The following is a 23,510-nucleotide window of genomic DNA, read 5'->3' as shown; positions in this document are numbered from 1 at the left end:
CCCCCCACTGCCCACGCGGCCGCAATGCGCTCCTGGAACGTGCGGCTGCTCCTTAGGACCTTTACCCAATAGGCGGCGGATTCACGCTCACTGTTGGGGAATACCCTCCCGATGCTGTACGTTTCATACCCGACAGCCAATCAAAGAAAAGAGAAGCACCTAAAGTGGCAACCGATTACGATGAACTGCGTTCCGACGTCAAGGAATCGCAGGACAACTCACTCGAGCAGCTCCAGTCAGCAAATGCTCCCGACGCCCGCAGTGTTGTGCAGGAGTTGGACGAGGCTGACGGACTGGACGGCGCCGGCGTCCCTGGCGGCGAATTCGTCGCTGAGGAGCTCGTAGTCCAGGTCATCCCGCAGGCTGAGGATGAGTTCACCTGCTATTCCTGCTTCCTGGTCCGCCACCGGTCCCAGATCGCCCGTCAAAAAGACGGCCACAGCTACTGCACTGAGTGCGAAGGCTAGTCGGGAACCTTTCGGGCAGCGATTCGCACTTCCCACCAACGCCGAAGGCACGCCGCAACGGGCGTGCCTTTCGACTTTAAGCCTTCGCCCAGCTGGGGTGCGTAGCGTTGGAGTAGGACATTTACGACGCCAACCGGCAGCCAGGAGGCAATGTTGGACAGCTCCGCGAGCTTGTGGAACACCTTCAGTGCGGCGTTCGCGCAGGCAAACGTACCCAACGTCACCTGGATCGAGATGCTGTTGTCCGTGGCGGCAGCCATCGGTCTGTCCATACCCCGCCGCAGCTGGCGCTACTTCGGGCTCCTCGCTACCACCACCCATGAGCTGGGTCACGCGTTCGCGGCCTTGACGTCCGGTCAGCGGCTGTCGGGAATCCGCCTCAGGCTTGACCATTCCGGAACCACCACCACTTACAGCAGGAGCCGGCTTGCAGCAGCATGGTCCTGTTTCTGGGGATATCCGGTACCGGCTATGGTCGGTGCCGCTTTCGTCTGCTGCGGCCTTGGCGGGTGGGGCCCGGCTGCCATGGCCGTGAGCCTGTTGGTCCTGGCCGCGTCGCTGATCTTCCTCCGCAACCTTGCCGGTTTCATAATCACTGCCGCCGCCATCGCCGGCGCGGCTGCCCTTACCTTCCTTGCACCGGCGCCAGTCGTGGGGCATGTGGCCGTCATCTTCGGTCTTGCACTCCTGGTGGCTGCTGTGCGTGACCTGCTCAAACTCACGAACGTCCACATCCGGCGTCGTGGAAGCCTTGGCAGCTCCGACGCCTACCTTCTGTACCGCGCCACCTCCGTCCCCTCCGGAGTCTGGATTGCTTTGTTCACCCTCCTGGTTGCCGGAGCGTGGCTGGTTGCCTGGCAGCCCGTCTCGGCGATCCTCGCGGAAGGTGCCTGGAACGGATAGCCGGCGCATAGGCTTGTGGCATGAGCCAGGAAACGCACAGCACCCGTGGAGCCTATGTGACCCGCGGCACGGAGTTCACCCGGGACACCAATTACATCGAGGACCGGATCACCAGGGATGCCTCCCCCGGCAGCAAGGGCGAGCCGGGGTGGCCGGTGGAAGCCGGGCGCTACCGCCTCATCGCCGCCCGTGCCTGCCCGTGGGCAAACCGCACCGTCATTGTCCGCAGGCTGCTGGGCCTGGAAGAAGCGATTTCCCTGGGCCAGCCCGGCCCTACCCACGACGCTCGCTCCTGGACGTTCGACCTGGATCCCGGCGGAGTGGACCCCGTCCTGGGCATAGAGCGCCTCCAGGAGGCCTACTTCAAACGGTTCCCCGGCTATCCGCGGGGAATTACCGTACCTGCCATCGTGGATGTACGCAGCGGTGAAGTCGTGACCAACAACTTCCCCCAGATCACCCTCGACTTCTCGACCGAGTGGACGGAGTTCCACCGGGCAGGTGCGCCGCTGCTCTACCCTGGACACCTCCGCGACGAAATCGACCAGGTAAACAAGCGCGTCTTCACGGAGGTCAACAACGGCGTCTACCGCTGCGGTTTCGCGGGTTCCCAGGAAGCCTACGACTCGGCGTACGACCGGCTGTGGACTGCGCTGGACTGGCTTGAGGACCGCCTGTCCCGGCAGCGCTATTTGGTGGGCGACACCATCACCGAGGCGGATGTTCGCCTGTTCACCACGCTTGCCAGGTTCGACCCCGTGTACCACGGCCACTTCAAGTGCAACCGACAGAAACTCAGTGAGATGCCGCATCTGTGGGGCTATGCACGGGACCTGTTCCAGACGCCGGGTTTCGGGGACACTATCGACTTCGTGCAGATCAAGCAGCACTACTACATCGTGCACGAGGACATTAATCCCACGGGCATTGTTCCGGCCGGTCCGGACCTGGGCGGGTGGCTGCAGGACCACGGCAGGGAATCGCTGGAGGGCCGGCCGTTTGGAGACGGCACGCCGCCCGGGCCGGTCCGGCCAGGCGAAGAGGTTGCGCCGGGACACGGCGCGTTGCGCTAAACAAACCTCGGGCAGGAAATCGCTTTCCTGCCTACACTGAGGGCATGCAGACATCTCTTGGTTCCGTGGCGCCAGGGTACGAAAACGTCCTGGCCCTGTTTGAGTCGTTCCTCGCTGAGGACTCCCGGTACAGCGCACAACTCGCCTGCTACCACAACGGGATGCCGGTGGTGCGCCTGACGGGCGGCCCCGACCTGGCTTCGGAAACCGTGACCGGGGCCTATTCCTGCTCCAAGGGCGTTGCCGCCATGGTCATCGCCCTGATGGTCCAGGATGGCGTCCTTGACCTGGACAAGGCAATGGTCCATTACTGGCCGGAATTCGGTGGCCACGGAAAGGACAGGCTGCTGGTCCGGGAAGCGCTGTCGCATCAGGCAGGACTGATGGGCGTTGAGGGCGGATTCCGCCTGGATGAATTCACCACGTCCGCGGCCGCGGCGCGCCTTGCCGCTGCCGCTCCCGCCTGGGAGCCCGGGCGGCAGTTCGGCTACCACGCCCTGACCATCGGAATCCTTATGGAGGAGTTGTGCCGCCGCGTCGCGGGCGAGTCGCTGCAGGCCATGTACGACCGCAGGATCCGGCAGCCGCAGGACGTGGATTTCTTCCTGGGGCTCCCGGAGGAGCTGGAGCCACGGTACAGGGACGTCCTCTATGAAGAAGATCCCGGCCAGGGCTGGGTTGATCCACTCAGCCTCGAAGGCATGAACAGCAATGCGCCGGTCAGCACCGTCATGGAACTGCCGAACATCCGCGCCGTCCGGGCGGCCGGAATGTCCGCCGCCGGCGGTGTGGGCTCCGCTGAGGGCCTGGCGCGGTTGTACGCCGCTGCGACCACAGGCGTCGACGGGGACAAACCGTTCCTGGCGGCCCGGACGGTGGAGGCCATGACCCGGGAACAGGTGTGGGGCCTGGACCGCTCTTCAGGCCTGGACAACGCGTTTGCGGTCGTCTTCATGAAGCCCCACCCTTCCCGGAACTTTGGCAGCCACCGGGCCTTTGGACACGAGGGTGCCAACGCGGCGCTCGGTTTTGCGGATCCGGCCTACGGGCTTGGCTTTGGCTACATTCCACGCCGCCAGGAGGAGGGCCGGACGCCGGGAAGGGCGCATCGCCTGGCCGCCGAAGTGCGGCGTTCCGCAGCGGGCTTGTCCTGACAGGCGCCCGGCCCTACTGTGGTCCGGATGGGCAACACTCAAGCACGACCGGATGCACGGTGGGCTCGGGGGACCCAACTTCTCAAACAATCGGTGGCGGGGCTCTCCGCTGCCTTTGCGGCGCAGCGCCTGCAGTTGGCTGCCAAAGCCGCGCTTGCCGCGGGCCTGGCGTTCGCCATCGCTCCGCTAATGCCGGGCGCGGCCTCGCACTATGCGTACTATGCGCCGCTGGGGGCCCTGGTGGCCATGTACCACAACGTCGCGGGCTCAGTGAAGCAGGGGGCGCAGGCCCTCGCGGGGCTGGCAATGGGAATCGGCCTTGCTTTCATTCTGGTCAGCCTTGCCCAACCCTCCCCGTTGACGGTGGCCCTGTTCATGGGAGTCGGCGTGCTCCTGGGCGGCTTGCCGGGTATCGGTTCGGGCCGTGACTGGATTCCGACGGCGGCCCTGCTGGTCCTGCTGGTGGGCGGAAGCAACGCGGACGATTTCTCCTTTGGCTACCTGGTCCAGATGGGTGCGGGCGTGGGCGTGGGGATCGCAGTCAATTTTCTGATCTTCCCGCCGCTGCACTTTGATGCAGCGGCTTCAAGCCTCGATGATCTCCGCCTCGCCCTTGGGCGGCAACTTACGGACATGGGGGCGGCGATTACCGAGAAGTGGCCTCCGGAGCACGAGGACTGGGCGCGCCGGTCGGACGAACTGGCCGAAGCAGCTCGATCGGTGCGGCATCTGGTCAAGGAAGCCGATGCCAGCCGCCGCGCCAATCCCAGGCGGAAGCTGCACCCCAGGGACGTGGACAGGGACTACCGCGACCTGCGGGAACTGGAGCGGGTCACTTTCCACATCCAGGACATGACGGACGTGCTCTCGGACGTCATCTGGGAAAGCGACGCCCCCTACGATATCCCCCTGCAGGACAGTGAACCGCTTGCTGCCGCCATCACGGCCACCGGAGAGCTGCTGGCGTCCTACAGCGAAGCTGACGAACAGACCCAGAAACACCGCTTCGCCGCCGCGAAAGAGGCGGTGGACGCCTGCATGGCGGCCGCTGCAGGCAGGGAGGCAACCCAAGGCACCGTCCCTGCCTCCGAATCGGTCCTCCTCAGCCTCCACCGGATCCTGCGGGCTGTCCGCCCGCAGGACTAGTCCTGGCGCCGGGAACCGGGCTGGCTAGAGCGCGGCAACCGTCCCGCTGAAATGGCGGCGCCCGGAGCGGGGGCTCCAGGCGACAAAGCGCGAGTGTTTCCATGCCCCTGATCCGCTTTGTTCGGTGGCGATTTCCAGGGCAACCCGGGAGGGCAGGAACACCGGAGCCTCGAACTCCACGTCCCACGTGAAGGAGTCACCGCGGGCAGGGCCAACATCTGCGAGCGCACGCGAGGCCAAGTACATCCCGTGTGCTATCGAACGCCGCATGCCCAGCGCTTTTGCCGACAGCACGCTCAGGTGGATCGGGTTGAAATCCCCGGATACCGCGGCGTAGGCCCGCCCCGTGTCAACGCCCAGGTGCCACAGGGCCGTCGGGTCCGGCGGCGTGAAATCGGCCTTCGGTGGCAGCGCAGTAGGTTTGTCGATTCCGGGCAGGAACACGCCCTTGGCCAGGTAAGTGGAGACGCCCCGCCAATGCACATCCGGCGAGCCGGCACGGCGCACTTCCGCTACCACGTCCACCTGCGTGCCGGAACGGTGCCCACGGAGGTTTTGCACCCAAGCCGTCATGTCCAGGACGTCCGTGAAGACCAATGGGGACCTTTGTTCGACGCTGTTGTGCAGGTGGATCATGCCCAGCAGGGGCAGCGGGAAGTCGTCGCGGTTAAGGACGCTCATGGCCAGCGGGAATGCGATCGCGTGGATGAAACCGGCAGGCAGGACATCGCTTGCCGTCTCACCGATCAGGTGCTGGTAGGCCGTGAGGTTTTCCACCCCCACCACCACCCCCCTGACTTCATGGCTCTCGGCCGGGAGGACGGCGGAGTCATGTGTGCCCAGGAGCCTGCGCCGTGCCGCCTGGGCGGCGGCGTTGACGTAGAGCTTGGACAAGGACGGCATCTCGGCCAGGATCACCGGCTGTGCGAGCGTCATGCCCCCACCAGGTTTTGCCCGCACACCCGCAGCACCTCCCCGTTGATTCCGCCTGCGGCGTCACTGGCCAGGAACGCGATGGTCTCGGCGACGTCGGAGGGCAGGCCGCCCTGCTGGAGTGAGTTCAACCGTCGTGCCACTTCACGGACGGCGAAGGGGATGCGCGCGGTCATGTCGGTTTCGATGAATCCGGGTGCCACCGCATTGATGGTGCCGCCCCGGGACGCGAGCAGCGGGGCGCTGGCACGGACCATTCCCACAACTCCCCCCTTGGATGCGGCGTAGTTGGTTTGTCCCCGGTTCCCGGCGATGCCGCTGGTGGAGGCAACAGAAACGATACGCGGCGAAGACCGGAAGTGTTCTGAGGCCAGCAGGGCCTCGTTGATCCGGAGTTGGGCGGCGATGTTGATGTTGATGACCTGGTTCCACCGCGCCTGGTCCATGTTGGCCAGCAGCTTGTCCCGCGTAACCCCGGCATTGTGCACCACGATGTCCAGACGTCCGTACCGCTGTATGGCGTGGTCGATGATCCGCCGGCCCGCGTCCGCTGCGGTGATGTCGAGCTGCAATGCCGTCGCGCGTACCTCATTGGCTACGGCCGCCAGCTGGTCTCCCGCTGCCGGAATGTCCACCAGGACCAGCGTGGCACCATCGCGGTGCAGCGTCCGGGCAATCTGCGCGCCGATGCCGCGGGCTGCGCCGGTAACTACTGCCACTTTTCCTGCAAGTGGCTTTTCCGGGTCGGCGGGCAGCGCGCCGTCCTCCGTTGAAACCGTGAGGAACTGTCCGTCCACGAACGCTGAACGGCCGGAGAGGAAGAACGTGATGGCACCGAGCGTGCTGGGGCTGGTGGAAGTGGTGCCATCAGCGAGGAGCACACCATTTCCGGTTGCTCCGGCACGCAGTTCCTTGGCAAGGGATCGCAGGAAGCCATCCACCCCCTGGCGTGCTGCTGCAGCGTCGGGAGTGGCAGCTTCCGCCGCCGGGCGGGACAAGGTGATGATCCGGCCCCCGGCCCGCAGGTCGCGGAGGGAACCCGCGGCCGCCAACACAGGCTTTTCCAGGTCCGCCGGGTGCCCGAGCTCATCGAGGACCAGGATGATGGCACCCAGTTTTTCGGCCGGAACGGCGTGCCGCCTGACATCGAGGTCCCAGGACAGCAGCTCGGCGGCAAGTTTGTCCGCGCCGGGGGTGTCGCCCAGGACAACGACAGGCCCGGTCACCAGGGGCTGCCCCGGCTCGTAGCGGCGCAGGACAGCGGGCTGCGGAAGGCCGAGTTTCTTTGCGAGGTTGCGGCCTACGCCGCTGTTGACCAGTTGTGCGTATGTGTCAGCCATGCCGTCCCCTACAGAGATTCCAGGATCGCGACGACGCCCTGGCCGCCGGCTGCGCAGACGGACACCAGGCCGCGCGAAGGACGACCTGTGGACGCCGCCTTGGCGTGGAGCATCTTGGCAAGCGTGCCGACAATGCGGCCGCCGGTCGCCGCAAACGGGTGGCCCGCTGCCAGCGAGGACCCGTTGACGTTCAGGCGCGAGCGGTCGATGCTGCCAAGAGCACCGTCCAGGCCGAGGCGGGTACGGCCGAATTCCTCGTCCTCCCACGCGGCCAGGGTGCTGAGGACAGTGGCGGCGAATGCTTCGTGGATTTCGAAGAAGTCGAAGTCCGCCAGCGTAAGGCCTTGGCGGGCAAGGAGCCTGGGCACAGCGAACACGGGGGCCATCAGCAGCCCGTCCTTGCCGTGGACAAAGTCCACGGCCGCAGCTTCAGCGTCCACCACTGCTGCCAGCTTCGGCAGGTCGCGGGCATCTGCCCACTCGTCGGACGCCAGCAGCACTGTGGAGGCACCATCGGTCAGTGGGGTCGAGTTTCCTGCCGTCATGGTTGCATCTGCCCCGAGGTTCCGGCCAAACACCGGCTTCAGGGACGCAAGCTTTTCCAGCGATGTATCGGCCCGCAGGTTGGCGTCCCGCGTCAGTCCGCGGTAGGGGGTCATGAGGTCATCGAAGAAGCCGGACTCGTAGGCGGCAGCCAGATTGTGGTGGCTGTTCAGCGCCAGTTCGTCCTGGGCTTCGCGGGAGATCTTCCATTGTGCCGTTGTGAGGGCCTGGTGTTCACCCATGCTCAGGCCGGTGCGGGGTTCTGCCGTGCCCGGGGCCAGCGGTGCCAGGTCCTTGGGCCGGAGGCGGCTCAGGATCTGCAGGCGCTGGGGAAGTGTCTTGGCGCGGTGAAGGTCCAGGATGACCTCGCGCAGCCCTTCGCTGACTACCACCGGCGCGTCGGAGGCTGAGTCCACGCCACCGGCAATGGCCGAGTCGATCTGCCCGAGCTTGATCTTGTTCGCCAGGCCCACCACCGTTTCAAGTCCCGTGGCGCAGGCCTGCTGAAGATCGTAGACCGGGGTCTCGGCGGAAAGTGCCGAGCCCAGCACGGCCTCCCGGGTGAGGTTGAAATCCCTGGAGTGCTTGAGCACGGCGCCGGCGGCCACCTGGCCCATCCGTTCGTCCTGGAGCCCAAAGCGTGCGATCAGTCCGTCCAGGGCAGCTGTCAGCATGTCCTGGTTGGAGGATTTTGCATAAGCGCCGCCGGCACGGGCGAACGGGATCCGGTTGGCCCCTACGATCACTGCCCTCCTGGTTGCCGGGACCCCGGCCGCGATTGATCCGTCGGGTGTGGGGGTGGACTGTCCGTCTGTGGACATGGATGGCTCCTCTGGTCACATGTGGTTACCGATACCCAGCGTACCTGATACGCTGGGTATCGTGAACTTTCAGGACACGCGCTTTCCAGCGACGGTTGAGCTGCCGTCTTCCGCCAGCTCTGACGGCCGTTCGGCGCGCTGGCAGAGCCACCGGGAGGAACGGCGCCGCGAACTCATCAAGCAGGCCCGCCGCGCTGTGCACGCACTGGGCAGCGACGCCTCCATGGAGGACATAGCAACGGCGGCAGGAACCTCGAAGTCGGTCTTTTACCGCTATTTCGGGGACAAGGCCGGACTGCAGCAGGCCGTGGGCGAAGTGGTCCTCAGCCAGATGCAGCACCGCATCCAGGAAGCAGCGCAAAGCGCTGTGACCCCCCGGGAAGGTTTACTGGCCATGGTCTCGGCATACCTGCAAATGGCGGACACCAGTCCCAACGTGTACACGTTCGTCACGAGCTATGCCCCCGGCGACCCCGCCAACCCGCCGCACCCGTCGGCGGCAGGCGGCCCGCTGGGCCACTTCTTTGACGCAATTGCGGACATGATCGCCACCCCCATGCGGTCGCACCTGGGCGACGACAGGGAAACCGTCATCGGCTACTGGCCCAAGGCGGCAATCGGCCTGGTGCGGAACGCCGGCGAACAATGGCTCAGCACTCCGGACTCCCCCTCCAAACCAAGCCAGGAGACCATGGCGCGCCAGATAACCGCCTGGCTGTGCGTGGGCATAGCCCCCGAACTCACTCCCGCCCCACCGATCACCAAGTTATCCGCCAAAGAAGGACTGTGACATGACTGACGTAGTGGACCGCCCCGCCCGCAAGGGGCTTCGCCCCGCGGCGACCCCTGCAGCCAAACCCGCAGGCAGCAGCCCTGCCCCCGCCGTCGACGTCGAGGCACTGGGCCGGCAGCTCCTGGGCAAGTGGGCCGACGTGCGGCTCCAGGCAAGGGACCTGGCCGCCAGGCCGGAACTGCACAAGACCGAGGGCCTGACGCACACCGAACACCGCGCCCGCGTGTTCGACCAGCTCAAATACCTTGTGGACAATGAAGCCGTGCACCGCGCCTTCCCGGCGGCACTGGGCGGTTCCGACGACCACGGCGGAAACATCGCCGGGTTCGAGGAGCTGGTGGTGGCTGACCCGTCACTGCAGATCAAAGCCGGCGTCCAGTGGGGACTCTTTGGATCCGCGGTGATGCACCTGGGCACCGCAGACCACCACGCCAAATGGCTGCCGGGAATCATGAACCTCGAAATCCCCGGCTGTTTCGCCATGACAGAGACGGGCCATGGTTCGGACGTGGCCAGCATTGCCACCACCGCAACCTATGACCCCGCCGCCGGGGAATTCATCATCCACACCCCCTTCCGCGCCGCCTGGAAGGACTACATCGGCAACGCCGCCATCGATGGCCTGGGCGCCGTGGTGTTCGCCCAGCTGGCTACCCGCGGGGTTAACCACGGGGTGCATGCCTTCTACGTTGACCTGAGGGACCCCGCCACCAGGGAATTCCTGCCCGGGATCGGCGGGGAGGACGACGGCATCAAGGGCGGCCTGAACGGAATCGACAACGGCCGGCTGCACTTCACCAACGTCCGCATCCCGCGGACGAACCTCCTGAACCGGTACGGCAACGTCGATGCCGACGGGACCTACACGTCGCCCATCGCCAGCCCCGGCCGGCGCTTCTTCACCATGCTGGGAACGCTGGTGCAGGGCCGGGTGTCACTGGACGGTGCCGCCGTCGCAGCTTCCAAAGTGGCCCTGAAAGCAGCCATCCAGTACGCCACCGAACGCCGCCAGTTCAACGCCTCGTCGCACACGGAGGAAGAGGTGCTGCTCGACTACCAGCGGCACCAGCGGCGCCTCTTCACCCGGCTTGCCACCACTTACGCGGCCGGCTTTGCCCACGAGCAGCTCCTGCAGAAGTTCGACGATGTCTTCTCCGGTGCCCACGATACCGACGCGGACCGACAGGACCTGGAAACCCTGGCCGCAGCGCTGAAGCCGCTGAGCACCTGGCACGCCCTGGACACCTTGCAGGAATGCCGGGAAGCCTGCGGCGGCGCCGGCTTCCTGATTGAGAACCGGTTCGCATCACTGCGGGCCGACCTGGACGTGTATGCCACCTTCGAGGGCGACAACACGGTGTTGCTCCAACTGGTGGCCAAGCGTCTGCTGGCCGACTACGCCAAGGAATTCCGCAGCGTGGACTTCGGCGTGCTGGCCCGGTACGTGGTGAACCAGGCTGCCGGCGCAGCTGTCCACCGCACCGGACTGCGCCAGGTGGCCCAGTTCGTGGCCGACACCGGTTCGGTCCAAAAGGCTGCCATCGCGCTGCGGGACGAGGAAGGCCAGCGCGCCCTCCTTACCGACAGGGTGCAGACCATGGTGGCCGAGGCCGCGGCTGCTTTGAAGGGCAGCAAACGGCTGCCGCAGGACCAGGGCGCCGCCTTGTTCAACCGGCACCAGAACGAACTTATTGATGCCGCCCAGGCGCACGCCGAACTGCTGCAGTGGGAGGCGTTCACGGACGCCCTGCAGCAGGTGGACGACCCCGGAACCAGGAAGGTGCTGACCTGGCTGCGGGACCTATTCGGCCTGTCCCTGATCGAGAAGAACCTGGCCTGGTACCTCATGAACGGCCGGCTCTCCATGCAGCGGGCACGCACCGTGGGCGGGTACATCAACCGGCTGCTGGAGAGGATCCGGCCCCATGCCCTGGACCTGGTGGACGCCTTCGGGTACGGCGGGGATCATGTGCGGGCGGCCATCGCAACGGGCGCCGAGAAAACCCGGCAGGACGAGGCCCGGGCCTACTTCCGGAATGAAAGGGCAAGCGGGCAGTCGCCCGTGGACGAGAAAGTCCTGATTGCCAGGACGGCAGCGGCCCGGAAAGCCTGATCAGCCGCCGGCGCGCAGGCCCGGAAAGCACGACGGCGCCGCTCCCCCTGGCTGGGGAGCGGCGCCGTCGTTGTTGCCGTCCTTAAGCGTCCGTGGCGGTACGCTCAGCGGGCCGCAGGCAGCACCGAGCGGTAGACCTCAAGGGTGGTCTCCGTGATGGACTCCCAGGAGAAGTGCTTTTCGGCGCGCTCCCGGCCTGCCTCTCCCATTGCGCGGGCCCGTGCGGGATCGGATACCACCTCGGTGAGGGCCTCAGCGAACTCCTTGACGAACTTTTCAGGGTCCAGGGGCGTGCCGGTGCCGTCGGTCACCTGCTCCAGGTCCACCAGGAGTCCGGTCCGGCCGTGCTCAACCACCTCGGGGATACCGCCCGTGGCGCTGGCCACCACGGCTGCCCCGCAGGCCATGGCTTCGAGGTTGACGATGCCCAGCGGTTCATAGATGGACGGGCACGCGAAGGCGGTGGCATGGCTGAGCACCTGGATCAGCTCATGGCGCGGCAGCATCCGTTCGATCAGGACAACGCCTGTGCGCTGCTTCTGCAGCTCTTCGATGAGCGCTGCGGTTTCGGCTGCCAGTTCGGGGGTGTCCGCGGCGCCGAGGCACAGGACCAACTGGACATCGGCGGGAAGCTTCGCCGCCGCCCGCAGGAGGTAGGGGACGCCCTTCTGCCGTGTGTTTCTTCCCACAAAGACGACGCTTGGCTTGGCGGGGTCGATGCCCAGGGCGCGGACGGCGTCGTCGTTTTCATCACGCTGCCAAAGCTCCACGTCGATGCCGTTGTGGACCACGCGGACCTTTGTGGGATCCACGTTGGGGTAGCTGCGCAGGATGTCCTGGCGCATGCCCTCGGAGACGGCGATGATCGCCGCAGCCGCTTCATAGGCCGTCTTTTCCACCCAGGAGGACAGGGCGTAGCCGCCGCCGAGCTGCTCAGCCTTCCAGGGCCGCAGCGGCTCAAGGCTGTGCGCGCTGAGAACGTGCGGGATACCGTGCAGCAGGGAGGCCAGGTGCCCGGCCATGTTGGCGTACCAGGTGTGCGAATGGACCAGGTCCGCGCCTTGGACGTCGGGCACGATTCGCAGGTCCACGCCCAGGGTCTGCACCGCTGCGTTCGCCCCGCCCAGGTCCTCCGGGACCTGGTAGGACGTCACGGTCGCGCCATGGTAGTCGGCGTCGCGGGGAGCCCCAAAAGCACGAACCTGCAGGTCAACGTGCTTGCTAAGCACCCTGCTCAATTCGGCTACATGCACCCCGGCGCCACCGTAGATCTCCGGCGGGAACTCTTTAGTCACAATGTCTATTCGCACAAGACCCAAGGTAGTCCTTCACGCATAACTGTTCTAGTGTGAAGGAGTCCGGGCCTACCGGACTGTCTTGGGGAGTTACGAAGGCGTACAGGAGCGACCATCATGCCGTTAACGAAAAAAGTCCTGGCCATTGTCCTCGCAGGTGGCGAGGGAAACAGGCTGATGCCACTGACGGCAGACCGGGCAAAGCCCGCCGTGCCCTTCGCCGGCAGCTACCGCCTCATCGACTTCGCGCTGTCCAACCTGGTCAATTCCCGCTACCTCCAGATCGTGGTGCTGACGCAGTACAAGTCGCACAGCCTCGACCGGCACATCTCCGAGACGTGGCGGATGTCCACCCAGCTGGGCAACTACATCGCTTCGGTTCCCGCCCAGCAGCGCGTAGGCAAGAGCTGGTTCCTGGGCAGCGCCAACGCCATCTACCAGTCCCTGAACCTCATCCACGACGCCAACCCGGACATTGTTGTGGTGGTGGGCGCCGACCACGTGTACCGCATGGACTTCGCCCAGATGGTGGCACAGCACGTGAACAGCGGTGCCAAGGCAACGGTGGCGGCAGTGCGGCAGCCGCTGCACATGGCCGACCAGTTCGGCGTCATCGAAGTGGACCAGAACGATCCCCAGAAGATCGCCGCCTTCGTTGAGAAGCCGTCCTCCACGCCCGGCCTGGCTGCCGATCCTTCACAGTTCCTGGCCTCCATGGGCAACTACGTGTTCGACGCCGATGCCCTGGTGGCTGCGCTGCACGTGGACGCTGAGCGCCTGGACACCAAGCACGACATGGGCGGGGACATCATTCCCTACTTCGTCAACCGCGGCGAGGCCGGCGTTTACGACTTCACGCTCAACGACATCCCCGGCTCCACCGAACGCGACCGCACCTACTGGCGCGACGTTGGCACCATCGACTCCTTCTACGACGCCCACATGGACCTCATCTCCCCGCTGCCGGTGTTCAATCTCTACAACTCCGAATGGCCCATCTACACGCGGCAAAGCATTTCCCCGCCGGCCAAGTTCGTCCGCGGCAAGAACAACACCGTGGGCACGGCGCTGGACTCGATCGTCTCCAGCGGCGTGGTGATCTCCGGCGGCGTGGTGGAAGGCTCCGTGCTGTCCAACGACGTATACGTGGCCACCAGCGGCAGGGTCATCGACTCGGTACTGATGGACAAGGTCCAGGTGGGCGAAGGGGCAGTGATCAACCGGGCCATCCTGGACAAGAACGTCAAGGTGCCAGCTGGTGCCGCCATCGGACTGGATCCGGACCTTGACCGCGCCCGCGGCTTCAAAGTCACCGATTCCGGCATCACTGTCCTTGCCAAGGGCCAGGAAGTCCCTGAGCCGGGCGAAGAGGAACGCCGGCTCGCTGCACGGCACCTCAGCCAGCTGCCCAACGCCGTGAAGGCCGCCACGGACCAGTACCCGAACATGCGCGAGGCCGCGGACAAGGTGGCTGACACGCACGCCGCCGCGGCCGCGGAAGCCGCGCCCGGCGCCAGGGTTTCCTGACCCCGGGCCCTCCCCAAAAGGCATCCTGCAGGCCGGGACACCGCTGATGGTGTCCCGGCCTGCGGCGTACGCTGTAAAATTTTCCCAATGAGCTCCCCCGATCTGACCCCTGAGGACATCCAGGCCTGCCTCAAGGTCCTGAACACCATCCACGCCTATGACGAGGAGCACCCGGACTACATCTCGGTACGCCGCGCCACCGGAAAGATGTTCAAGGCCGTCAAGCGCCACCGCAGGGTCACCAAGCGCGACTCGATCGCCGACGCCGACCGGGCCGTCATTGCCCAGACGGCCACCGCCGCACCGGACCGGATCGATGACGAGACCCGCGGCAACAAGCTGGCGCCCTCAGCCACCGGCAAGATTGCGGGCCACCTCATCCGGTCCCGCCCCTGCTACATCTGCAAGCAGCACTACACGCAGGTGGACGCCTTCTACCACCAGCTCTGCCCCGAATGCGCTGCCTTCAGCCACAGCAAGCGCGACGCCCGGACCGACCTGACCGGCCGCCGCGCCCTGCTGACCGGGGGCCGCGCCAAGATCGGGATGTACATCGCCCTCCGGCTGCTGCGCGACGGGGCGCACACCACCATCACCACCCGCTTCCCCAAGGATGCGGCCCGGCGCTTCGCCGCCATGGAAGACAGCGGCGAATGGCTGCACCGGCTCCGGATCGTGGGCATCGACCTGCGCGATCCTGCCCAGGTCATGGCACTGACCGACTCCCTCAACGAGGCCGGTCCACTGGACATCATCATCAACAACGCCGCCCAAACCGTGCGCCGCTCCGGCAACGCCTACAAGCCGCTGGTGGACGCCGAGGACGAGCCGCTGCCCGCGGCGCTTGAAGCGGCCAACGGCGGCCCCGAACTACTGACCTTCGGCCATGCCCATGACAAGCACCCGCTGGCGCTTGCAGGCAGCGTCACCGAACATCCGGTCCTGGCCGGCGACGCCATCACATCACTGGCATTGTCCACCGGATCCGCGTCGCTGGAGCGGATCGCTTCGGGGACCGCCATCGACGCCGGCGGCCTGGTCCCGGACCTTGCCACCATCAACAGCTGGACCCAGGTGGTGGACGAAGTGGATCCCCTCGAGATGCTCGAGGTGCAGCTCTGCAACGTCACCGCGCCGTTCCTGTTGGTCAGCCGCCTGCGCGGGGCCATGAAGCGCTCCTCCGCACGGCGGAAGTACATCGTGAACGTCTCAGCCATGGAGGGCCAGTTCTCCCGCGCCTACAAGGGCCCGGGACATCCGCACACCAACATGGCCAAAGCCGCGCTGAACATGATGACCCGCACCAGCGCCCAGGAGATGCTGGACACCGACGGCATCCTGATGACCGCGGTGGACACCGGCTGGATCACGGACGAACGTCCCCACTTCACCAAGGTCCGGCTCATGGAGGAAGGCTTCCACGCACCCCTGGACCTGGTAGACGGCGCGGCCCGCGTTTACGATCCAATCGTCATGGGCGAAAAGGGCGAGGACCAGTACGGTGTCTTCCTGAAGGATTACAAGCCCAGCCCTTGGTGAAGGGCGTATGCTCACCGCATGAGCAACGAGTCATCTACCCAAGTGCAGAACCTCGAACACCATGAATGCTGGGCCCTGTTGCGTACCGTGTCCGTGGGCAGGCTGGCAGTACTGGTTGAGGGACGCCCGGACATCTTCCCGGTGAACTACACGGTGGACGGCGGCACGCTGGTCTTCCGGACCGGCCAGGGAACCAAACTCTCGGCGGCGACCGGCGACGATGCTGCAGTAGCCGTGGAGGCGGACGGTGTGGACGCCGACACGGGCCTGGCATGGAGCGTGGTGATCAAGGGCACCGCCGCCCTGGTCAAGAGCACCGAGGAGGTGCTGGAGACCTCCCGCCTGTACCTCTTCCCGTGGCAGTCGGGGCGTAAGGACGCATTCGTGCGCATCACCCCGGACTCGGTCACGGGCCGCCGCTTCAAGGTCACTGATCCGATGACGTGGTGGACCCAGATCAGCAGCACCGCCAGGACGGCGCCGGAATAGAGACGGCGGCCCGGGTTCCCCGGCGATGGAAGCCGGGGAACCTGACGTGGCTCAGGCGAGCTGCGTGATCTCCACGCTGACTTTCAAGGCGGACCCGCCGCCTCCGGACAGGATGCCCTTGAGCGGTGGCACGTCCCGGTAATCCCGTCCGCGGGCCACCGTGACGTGGAAGTCGCCGGCGGGTTTGTGGTTGGTGGGGTCCCAGCTGCGCCAGTCACCGTCCCACCATTCCAGCCACGCGTGCGACTGCCCGGCCACGGTCTCGCCGATGCCGGCGCTGGACCGCGGGTGCAGGTAGCCGGACACATAGCGGGCCGGAATGCCGCAGCTTCGCAGGGCGCCGATGGCCAGGTGCGCCAGGTCCTGGCACACGCCCTGGCGCTGGCCCCAGGCTTCCTCCGCATTGGTGGTGACGGCGGTGGAGCCGGACATGTACGTCATCTCCCCCCGCATCCAGGCAAAGACGGCCATGGCGGCCTCGTGCGGGTTTTTCCCGGCCACGACGTCCGGGATGATGCCCAGCACTTCGTCGCCCGGCCCGCTCAGCCGGGACTGCGGCAGCCAGTCGCTGAACGCATCCAGCGTCTCCGGGGAGGCAAGGACGTCCCAGCCCACGATGTCCGCTTCAGCCGGGATCTTCTCGGCACGGTGGACTTCCACCGTGATGTTGGAGACCACCTCGAGGTTCTCGTGCGGCATCTGCATGTCGAACGCGGTCACCCTGGTCCCCCAGTAGTCGCGGTACGTGCTCACCGCAGCCTGGGACGGGGACACCTTCACCACGGACTCCAGGACCACCTGCTGCGAATCCGTCAGCGGCGTCATCCGGGCCTCGTTGTAGGACAGGGTCACCCGTTTGTTGTACTTGTAGGCCGTCCTGTGGACGATGCTCAACCGGGTCATGACACTTCTCCCACCCAGGCAAGTTCGTCCGCCTGATTGAAGTACTTACGGGAAATGGCATCCGAGGCCTGGGACACTGCCTTCTGTACACGCTCCATGTGCTCGGGCAGTTCGGACATGAGGTCATCCGTCCGGTGGAACTCAAGGAAGGTCCGGGCCTGCCCCACGATGCGGCGGGCGTCGTTGATGAAGCCCACCCGCTGCGCGGACGGGTCCAGCTTGGCCAGGCACTCGTCGGCGTCCCGCAGCGCGTAGACGATGGAGCGGGGGAACAGCCGGTCCAGCAGCAGGAATTCGGCGGCGTGCTGGTCCCCGAATGCCGCCCGGCGGGTGCGCAGGAAGGATTCATAGGCACCGGCGCAGCGCAGCATGTTGACCCAGGACATGCCGGCGGAGAGTACGTCGCGGGTGGACAACATCCTGGCCGTCATGTCCGCGCGTTCCAGCGAACGGCCCAGGACCAGGAAGAGCCAGCTTTCGTCATGGCTCACTGTGGTGTCGGCAAGGCCGCTGACCATGGCGGTGCGCTCCAGGGTCCAGTTGCAGAAGCGGTAGGTGCCCACCACGTCCTTGCGGTGCTGGCTCAAGCCGTAATAGGTGGTGTTCAGGCTCTCCCAGAGGCCCGAGGACACGGTTTCGCGGGCACGGCGGGCATTCTCACGGGCAGCACCCAGGGAGCCGGCGATGGACGTGGCGCTGGTCTTGTCGTAGGCCAGGGCATGGAGCAGTTCCGGCAGGCCGAAGTCCTCGCTCTGCGGCCGGGCACCCATGACCGCCAGCAGTTCCTGGGCCACGCTCTTGCGCTCCTCCATGGGGAGGTGGTTCAGGCGTTCCAGGTGAACGTCAAGGATGCGGGCGGTTCCGTCCGCCCGTTCGACATAGCGGCCGATCCAAAACAGGGACTCGGCAATACGGCTAAGCATTCGCGGCTACCTCCAGCGTGCCCGGAACAGTGAAAGGGAAATGCCCGACGGCGGCGCGGCTCACTGCTGCTGCTCCGACTGGCGGTCGCGCCAGTTGCTTTCCACCGGCCACACGGAGACCCGTTCACGGACCGTGACGGACTGCCGGGGCACGGTTTCCACCGGCATCTGGGGTGAATCGGCCAGGACCCAGGTGTCCTTGGATCCGCCGCCCTGGCTGGAGTTGACGATCAGGGACCCTTCCTTCAGTGCCACGCGGGTCAGGCCGCCCGGGAGCACCCAGACGTTGTCGCCGTCGTTCACGGCAAAGGGCCGCAGGTCCACGTGCCTCGGGCCGAATTTGTCCCCGCCCAGGGTGGGAACGGTGGAGAGCTGCAGTACCGGCTGGGCAATCCAGCCGCGGGGGTCCGCGATGATCCGCTGCCGGAGGGCGTCCAGTTCGTCCTTGGAGGCATCCGGACCGATGACCAGGCCCTTGCCGCCGGAACCGTCAACGGGCTTGACCACCAGCTCCGCGAGGTTGTCCAGGGTGTACTCCCTGGCCTCCTTTTCCTCCAGGCGGAAGGTGTCCACGTTGGCGATGATGGGTTCCTCGCTGAGGTAGTAGCGGATCAGGTCAGGCACGTAACTGTAAACCAGTTTGTCGTCGGCCACGCCATTGCCCACCGCGTTGGCGATGGTGACGCCGCCGGCGCGGGCGGCATTCACCAGTCCGGGGCAGCCGAGCATGGAATCGGAGCGGAACTGCAGCGGGTCAAGGAAGTCGTCGTCGATCCGCTTGTAGATGACATCCACGCGCTGTTCACCGGCCGTGGTGCGCATGTAGACGCGGTTTCCGCGGCAGATCAGGTCGCGGCCCTCCACCAGCTCAACGCCCATCAGGCCGGCCAGGAGGGTGTGTTCGAAGTAGGCGCTGTTGAACACCCCGGGCGTCAGGACGACGACGGTGGGATCGTCCACGCCCGCGGGTGCGGTCTTGCGCAGGGCCGAGAGCAGGCGGCGCGGGTATTCCTCGACGGGCCGGATGAGCTGCTGGCCGAAGGCCTCGGGCAGGCCCTTGGCCATGGCACGCCGGTTCTCCAGCACGTAGCTGACGCCGGAAGGGACGCGGACATTGTCCTCCAGGACCCGGAAAGTGCCCGCGGCATCGCGGACCACATCGATGCCGGAGATGTGGACCCGGACCCCGCCTGCCGGCTCGAAGCCGTGAACCTGCCGGTGGAAGTGGGCGCTGGTGGTCACCAGCTGGCGCGGGATCACGCCATCGGACACCACTGACATCTTGTCGTAGACGTCGTTCAGGAAAGCTTCCAGGGCGCGGACGCGCTGGGCAACGCCCTTTTCCAGTACGTCCCATTCGGCCGCCGGGATGACCCGGGGAACGATGTCCAGCGGAAAGGGCCGCTCCTCGCCCGCGTAGTCGAACGTCACCCCGCGGTCCAGGAAGGTGCGGGCCATGGAGTCGGCGCGTGCGCTGACGTCCGCCAGGGAGAGCTTCCGGAGCGCGTCCGCCACCTGCCCGTACGAGTCCCTGGCCTGCTGCCCCGGGGCGAACATCTCGTCGTAGGCTCCGGTGCGGCCTGCGGCCTCGGAGTAATCCTGGAATAGGTCTGACATGTCCAATAGCCAACCATCTTTTTGTTTCGAATTCATTACTGCCATCCATTCTGGCGTGTTGGCGCCAATGGCCCGGTTCGTACTTTACGGGCACTGTCGGGCACAGTAGGTGAGTGCCAGTCAGCAGAAGCCTTCCAGCGCCGGGCCACGGCGGTTCCGGACCCGGGATTGCCCGGCTGGTTCCGGGTCTGCTGACCGCCGCTGCCGCCGTCGCGGCGGCGTTCCTGGTACATGGGCTGCTGCCGGCCCTTCCTGCCATGACCCTGGCCGTGGTCCTCGGCGTGCTCGCCGCCAACCTGCCCGGTGCCGGCGGCTGGACGGCGGGCCGGGCCCGCCCGGGACTGGACTTCGCCGGCAAGCACCTGATGCGCGGTGGAATCGTACTCCTTGGCCTGAAGGTCAGTGTCATGGACGTCCTGGGCCTGGGGTGGCTGGCACTGGTCCTGATCGTGGGCGTCGTGGCCGCCAGTTTCGGCGGGACGTACGCGATCTCGCGCCTGTTCCGCCTCCCGCCCGTGACGTCACTGCTGGTGGCCACCGGATTCTCCATCTGCGGTGCCTCCGCCATTGGCGCCATAGCCGCGGTCCGGCGCATCCGGCATGTGGAAACCGTCCTGCCCGTGGCCCTGGTCACCCTTTGCGGGACGCTGGCCATCGGCGTCCTGCCCCTCCTCGCCCAGCCCCTGGGACTCACGGCCACAGTCTTCGGGGCGTGGACCGGCGCGTCGGTCCACGACGTGGGCCAGGTGGTGGCCACGGCGCAAACCGCAGGTACCGCTGCCCTGGCGGTCGCCGTCGTCGTTAAGCTCACCCGCGTGCTGCTGCTGGCGCCCGTCGCCGCCCTGGCGGGTGCGCATCACCGCAACGGCGTGCGGGCCCTGGGCGCCGAGGGCGTGACAGCAGAAATGCCTCCGCTGGTGCCGCTGTTCGTGGTGGGCTTTGTTGCCATGGTGGGCCTGCGCTCCACGGGCTGGCTGTCCGGCGGCTGGCTGGACCTCGGGGCCACGCTGCAGGACATCCTGTTGGGTGCGGCCCTGTTTGGCCTTGGCTCTGCGGTGCGGATCCGCACCCTGCTCCACACCGGCGGGCAGGCACTCCTGGCGGCCCTCGCGTCCTGGCTCCTGATCGCCGTGCTGGGCCTGGGTGCCGCCTTCCTGATCGCCGGCTGAGCCAATGAATCAGCACCGTGATTAGATAGCCGGGTGTCACATGAGAATCTGCAGCGCCGTGAAGCCGCTGAACGTTCAGCACTTGTCAGCACCACCAGTTACGACATCTCCCTGGATGTGCGGCAGGCAGCGGATCCGGCGGTCCCCGGGTACACCAGCCGCAGCGTCATCACCTTCACCGCAAACCCCGGTGCCACCACGTTCCTGGATTTCATCGGCAGCGACGTGCACAGCGTGTTCCTCAACGGCAAGGGGTTGCGGGTGGACGACGTGGTGGACGGCGCACGGATCCGGCTGGACAACCTGCGGGCCGAGAACCAGGTCACGGTCACCGGAACAGCGCTGTACAGCCGCTCCGGCGAAGGCATGCACCGGTTCGTGGACCCCGCGGACGGCCAGTGCTACCTGTACACGCAGTACGAGCCCGCCGATGCCCGCCGGGTCTTCGCGAACTTCGAACAGCCCGACCTGAAGGCAACCTTCACCTTCCATGTAATGGCCCCTGCCGGGTGGCAGGTTGCCTCCAACGGCGCCGAGGCCAACCGCACCCTGCTGACCAGCGATCCGGCCACCGCGTGCTGGGACTTCGCCACCACCCTGCCCATGTCCACGTACATCACCACGGTCCTGGCCGGTCCGTATTTCAAGGCCGAGGACCGCTGGCAGGCCACGCTCGACGACGGCACCAGCCTGGACGTCCCGCTCGCCCTCTACTGCCGCGCGTCCATGGCGGACTCCTTCGACACCGCGCAGCTCTTCAGCCTGACCAAGAAGGGCCTCGACTTCTTCAACCGCCTCTTCGACTTTCCCTACCCCTGGGGCAAGTACGACCAGGCGTTCGTCCCCGAATACAACCTCGGCGCCATGGAGAACCCGGGGCTCGTCACCTTCACGGAGAGCTACGTGTTCACGTCGCGGGCCACGGACGCCCAGTACCAGGCGCGGGCTAACACGCTCATGCACGAGATGGCGCACATGTGGTTCGGCGACCTGGTGACCATGCAGTGGTGGGATGACCTGTGGCTGAAGGAATCCTTTGCGGACTACATGGGAACGCTCGGTGTTGACCGGGCCACGGACTGGGACACGGCCTGGGTCAACTTCGCCAACAAACGCAAGGCATGGGCCTACGTGCAGGACCAGCTCCCCACCACCCATCCCATCGTGGCGGACATCCCGGACCTTGAGGCTGCCAAACAGAACTTCGACGGGATCACCTACGCCAAGGGCGCCTCGGTCCTCAAGCAGCTGGTGGCCTACGTCGGCTTCGACGACTTCATCGCCGGGTCGCGGGAGTACTTCCGGAAGCACGCCTACGGCAACACATCCCTGGCCGACCTCCTCGCGGCCCTGGCTGCCGCCTCGGGGCGGGACCTGTCCGAATGGGCCCGGCAGTGGCTGCAGACCTCCGGAATTTCCCGCTTGTCCCTGGACCTCGGATCCGCCGGCGGGAAGGACGACGACGGCGTGCCGGGCCGGGTGGCCATCGTCCAGGAAGCAGTGGACCCGGTGACGGGACGTGAGGAGCTGCGCCCCCACCGCCTCCGGGTGGGCTCCTACGATTTTGACCCCGACGGCGCACTGGTGCGGACCGGAAGCATCGAAACGGACGTGGCCGGCGCGCGGACCGTGCTCCCCCAGCTCGCCGGGCAGCCGCGGCCGGCACTCCTGCTGGTCAATGACGAGGACCTGACGTACGCCAAGGTGCGGCTTGATCCGGTGTCGGAAGCCACGGTCCGTGCATCCCTGGACCGGATCAAGGACCCCATGACCCGCGCCCTCTGCTGGACTGCACTGTGGAATTCCGCCCGCGACGGCGAAAGCCCGGCGAGCCAATATGTTGACGCCGTGGCCGCCTTCGGTCCGGCTGAGACGGGCATCGGGGTGCTGCTGAACATCCTGGACAATGCAACTACCGCCGTCGAACGCTACACCCCGGCGGACACCCGTGACAGTGTTCGTGCTTCCTTCCTGGCGGCAGCCATAGCGGAGCTGGACCGGGCGGTCCCGGGCTCCGACGCGCAGCTTGCCTGGGCGCGCACCCTTGCCACCCTCAGCCGGCACGATGCAGCAGCGCTCCCCCGGCTCCGCGGCCTGCTGGACGGCACGTTCCCCGTGGAGGGCCTGGCGGTGGACGCCGAGCTGCGCTGGCAGCTCTGGCATGCGCTGGCCGCCAACGGGCAGGCCAGCGCGGCCGGGCTCGACGCCGAGCTGGCGCGGGACACCACGGCCTCAGGCCGGGCCGGACACGCAACTGCCATGGCATCCCGCCCCGACCCGGAGGTCAAGGCAGCAGCCTGGCAGGCCGCGGTCCAGGGGAATGAGCTCTCCAACCAGCTCCTCACCGCCACCATCACCGGCTTCACCACCGCGCCGCCAGCCTTGTTGGAGCCGTACGTGGAGCCGTACTTCGACTGCCTGCGCACTGTCTGGGATGAGCGCAGCATCGAAATCGCCAGCCGGATTGTCCGCGGACTCTATCCCGCAGCGCAGGACCTGGCGGCGGGCACACGCCCCGAAGACCACCCGGTGGTCCGCCGGACGGACGACTGGCTGGCCGCCAACCCCGACGCACCGCACGCCCTGCGCCGGATCATCATCGAGCAGCGCAGCCACCTGCTGCGGGGACTCACCGCGCAGGCCGCCGGGTAATCTGAGCGCTAACCGCGGTGCCAATGGACCCGTCTTGCGCAGTAAAGGCCGGGGCCGGTGCGCACGGGCGGTCCCTGCGCATCGAACCCTAAGGCCAGGGCGCTGCCCGG

General features: G+C 66.5%; 19 protein-coding genes. 12 read left to right on the top strand and 7 right to left on the bottom strand.

Annotation, left to right across the window (positions count from 1 at the left end; genetic code table 11):
* The first annotated feature begins 164 nt into the window (after nucleotides 1-164).
* The 5 genes from FB478_RS02285 to FB478_RS02265 all read left to right on the top strand — a co-directional run bounded on the left by FB478_RS02285 (nucleotide 165) and on the right by FB478_RS02265 (nucleotide 4,743).
* Nucleotides 165-467, top strand: a complete 303-nt coding sequence (locus FB478_RS02285) for a DUF4193 domain-containing protein (RefSeq protein ID WP_018761323.1) — start codon at nucleotides 165-167, stop codon at nucleotides 465-467.
* A 150-nt stretch (nucleotides 468-617) separates the two neighbouring features.
* Nucleotides 618-1,370, top strand: coding sequence for a M50 family metallopeptidase (locus FB478_RS02280; RefSeq protein WP_144599734.1), 753 nt, complete (start codon nucleotides 618-620; stop codon nucleotides 1,368-1,370).
* Between the two features lie 20 nt (nucleotides 1,371-1,390).
* A complete protein-coding gene (locus FB478_RS02275) occupies nucleotides 1,391-2,443 on the top strand; it encodes a glutathione S-transferase family protein (protein WP_144599733.1) in 1,053 nt (350 codons plus the stop codon).
* A 44-nt stretch (nucleotides 2,444-2,487) separates the two neighbouring features.
* Nucleotides 2,488-3,597, top strand: coding sequence for a serine hydrolase domain-containing protein (locus tag FB478_RS02270; protein ID WP_144599732.1), 1,110 nt, complete (start codon nucleotides 2,488-2,490; stop codon nucleotides 3,595-3,597).
* 93 nt (nucleotides 3,598-3,690) lie between these two features.
* On the top strand, nucleotides 3,691-4,743 hold the full coding sequence (locus FB478_RS02265) for an aromatic acid exporter family protein (RefSeq protein ID WP_018771143.1): 1,053 nt from the start codon (nucleotides 3,691-3,693) through the stop codon (nucleotides 4,741-4,743).
* 24 nt (nucleotides 4,744-4,767) lie between these two features.
* Here the strand turns inward: FB478_RS02265 and FB478_RS02260 are convergent, their stop codons facing one another.
* Genes FB478_RS02260 through FB478_RS02250 form a run of 3 tightly spaced genes read right to left on the bottom strand, consistent with a single transcriptional unit; the run spans nucleotide 4,768 to nucleotide 8,380 of the window.
* Complete coding sequence (locus FB478_RS02260; RefSeq protein WP_144599731.1) at nucleotides 4,768-5,679, bottom strand: MaoC/PaaZ C-terminal domain-containing protein; 912 nt, start codon at nucleotides 5,677-5,679, stop codon at nucleotides 4,768-4,770.
* Complete coding sequence (locus FB478_RS02255; RefSeq protein WP_144599730.1) at nucleotides 5,676-7,016, bottom strand: 3-oxoacyl-ACP reductase; 1,341 nt, start codon at nucleotides 7,014-7,016, stop codon at nucleotides 5,676-5,678. Before FB478_RS02255 ends, FB478_RS02260 begins: the two co-directional genes overlap by 4 nt.
* Before the next feature lie 8 nt (nucleotides 7,017-7,024).
* On the bottom strand, nucleotides 7,025-8,380 hold the full coding sequence (locus FB478_RS02250) for an acetyl-CoA C-acetyltransferase (RefSeq protein ID WP_144599729.1): 1,356 nt from the start codon (nucleotides 8,378-8,380) through the stop codon (nucleotides 7,025-7,027).
* Between the two features lie 19 nt (nucleotides 8,381-8,399).
* Between FB478_RS02250 and FB478_RS02245 the strand changes: the two genes are divergently transcribed.
* Complete coding sequence (locus FB478_RS02245) at nucleotides 8,400-9,170, top strand: TetR/AcrR family transcriptional regulator (RefSeq protein WP_186447712.1); 771 nt, start codon at nucleotides 8,400-8,402, stop codon at nucleotides 9,168-9,170.
* A gap of 1 nt (nucleotide 9,171) precedes the next feature.
* Nucleotides 9,172-11,286: an acyl-CoA dehydrogenase gene (locus tag FB478_RS02240; RefSeq protein WP_144599727.1), complete on the top strand. Its 2,115-nt coding sequence runs from the start codon at nucleotides 9,172-9,174 to the stop codon at nucleotides 11,284-11,286.
* Nucleotides 11,287-11,390: 104 nt separating this feature from the next.
* Here the strand turns inward: FB478_RS02240 and glgA are convergent, their stop codons facing one another.
* Entirely contained in the window at nucleotides 11,391-12,596 is a 1,206-nt protein-coding gene (gene glgA / locus FB478_RS02235; RefSeq protein ID WP_043425351.1) for a glycogen synthase, read from the bottom strand.
* 102 nt (nucleotides 12,597-12,698) lie between these two features.
* Here glgA and glgC point away from each other — a divergent pair, with 102 nt between their 5' ends.
* From glgC to FB478_RS02220, 3 genes are all read left to right on the top strand, one after another.
* Nucleotides 12,699-14,108 (top strand): glucose-1-phosphate adenylyltransferase, encoded by a 1,410-nt coding sequence (gene glgC / locus FB478_RS02230; protein WP_018771150.1) that lies wholly within the window; start codon nucleotides 12,699-12,701, stop codon nucleotides 14,106-14,108.
* An 87-nt stretch (nucleotides 14,109-14,195) separates the two neighbouring features.
* Nucleotides 14,196-15,647 carry an SDR family NAD(P)-dependent oxidoreductase gene (locus FB478_RS02225; protein WP_056390307.1) on the top strand — a complete coding sequence of 484 codons (1,452 nt, stop codon included), beginning with the start codon at nucleotides 14,196-14,198 and terminating at the stop codon, nucleotides 15,645-15,647.
* A gap of 18 nt (nucleotides 15,648-15,665) precedes the next feature.
* Nucleotides 15,666-16,136, top strand: a complete 471-nt coding sequence (locus FB478_RS02220) for a pyridoxamine 5'-phosphate oxidase family protein (protein WP_026266057.1) — start codon at nucleotides 15,666-15,668, stop codon at nucleotides 16,134-16,136.
* A 51-nt stretch (nucleotides 16,137-16,187) separates the two neighbouring features.
* Here the strand turns inward: FB478_RS02220 and FB478_RS02215 are convergent, their stop codons facing one another.
* Genes FB478_RS02215 through FB478_RS02205 form a run of 3 tightly spaced genes read right to left on the bottom strand, consistent with a single transcriptional unit; the run spans nucleotide 16,188 to nucleotide 19,579 of the window.
* Nucleotides 16,188-17,039: a transglutaminase family protein gene (locus tag FB478_RS02215; protein WP_018771153.1), complete on the bottom strand. Its 852-nt coding sequence runs from the start codon at nucleotides 17,037-17,039 to the stop codon at nucleotides 16,188-16,190.
* On the bottom strand, nucleotides 17,036-17,962 hold the full coding sequence (locus tag FB478_RS02210; RefSeq protein ID WP_013600945.1) for an alpha-E domain-containing protein: 927 nt from the start codon (nucleotides 17,960-17,962) through the stop codon (nucleotides 17,036-17,038). The genes FB478_RS02215 and FB478_RS02210 overlap by 4 nt, the downstream gene beginning before the upstream one ends.
* Before the next feature lie 60 nt (nucleotides 17,963-18,022).
* Nucleotides 18,023-19,579 carry a circularly permuted type 2 ATP-grasp protein gene (locus FB478_RS02205; protein WP_144599726.1) on the bottom strand — a complete coding sequence of 519 codons (1,557 nt, stop codon included), beginning with the start codon at nucleotides 19,577-19,579 and terminating at the stop codon, nucleotides 18,023-18,025.
* 113 nt (nucleotides 19,580-19,692) lie between these two features.
* Between FB478_RS02205 and FB478_RS02200 the strand changes: the two genes are divergently transcribed.
* Together FB478_RS02200 and pepN are read left to right on the top strand one after the other, a co-directional pair.
* Nucleotides 19,693-20,748: a YeiH family protein gene (locus tag FB478_RS02200; RefSeq protein ID WP_223995085.1), complete on the top strand. Its 1,056-nt coding sequence runs from the start codon at nucleotides 19,693-19,695 to the stop codon at nucleotides 20,746-20,748.
* Between the two features lie 33 nt (nucleotides 20,749-20,781).
* On the top strand, nucleotides 20,782-23,400 hold the full coding sequence (gene pepN / locus FB478_RS02195; protein ID WP_144599725.1) for an aminopeptidase N: 2,619 nt from the start codon (nucleotides 20,782-20,784) through the stop codon (nucleotides 23,398-23,400).
* Nucleotides 23,401-23,510 lie beyond the last annotated feature (110 nt).

It is taken from the genome of Arthrobacter sp. AG367 (assembly GCF_007828995.1).
In the GTDB taxonomy this organism is placed as follows: Bacteria; Actinomycetota; Actinomycetes; order Actinomycetales; family Micrococcaceae; genus Arthrobacter.
Note: the sequence above shows the minus strand (reverse complement) of the source record. Positions and strands in the feature narration are given on the sequence as shown.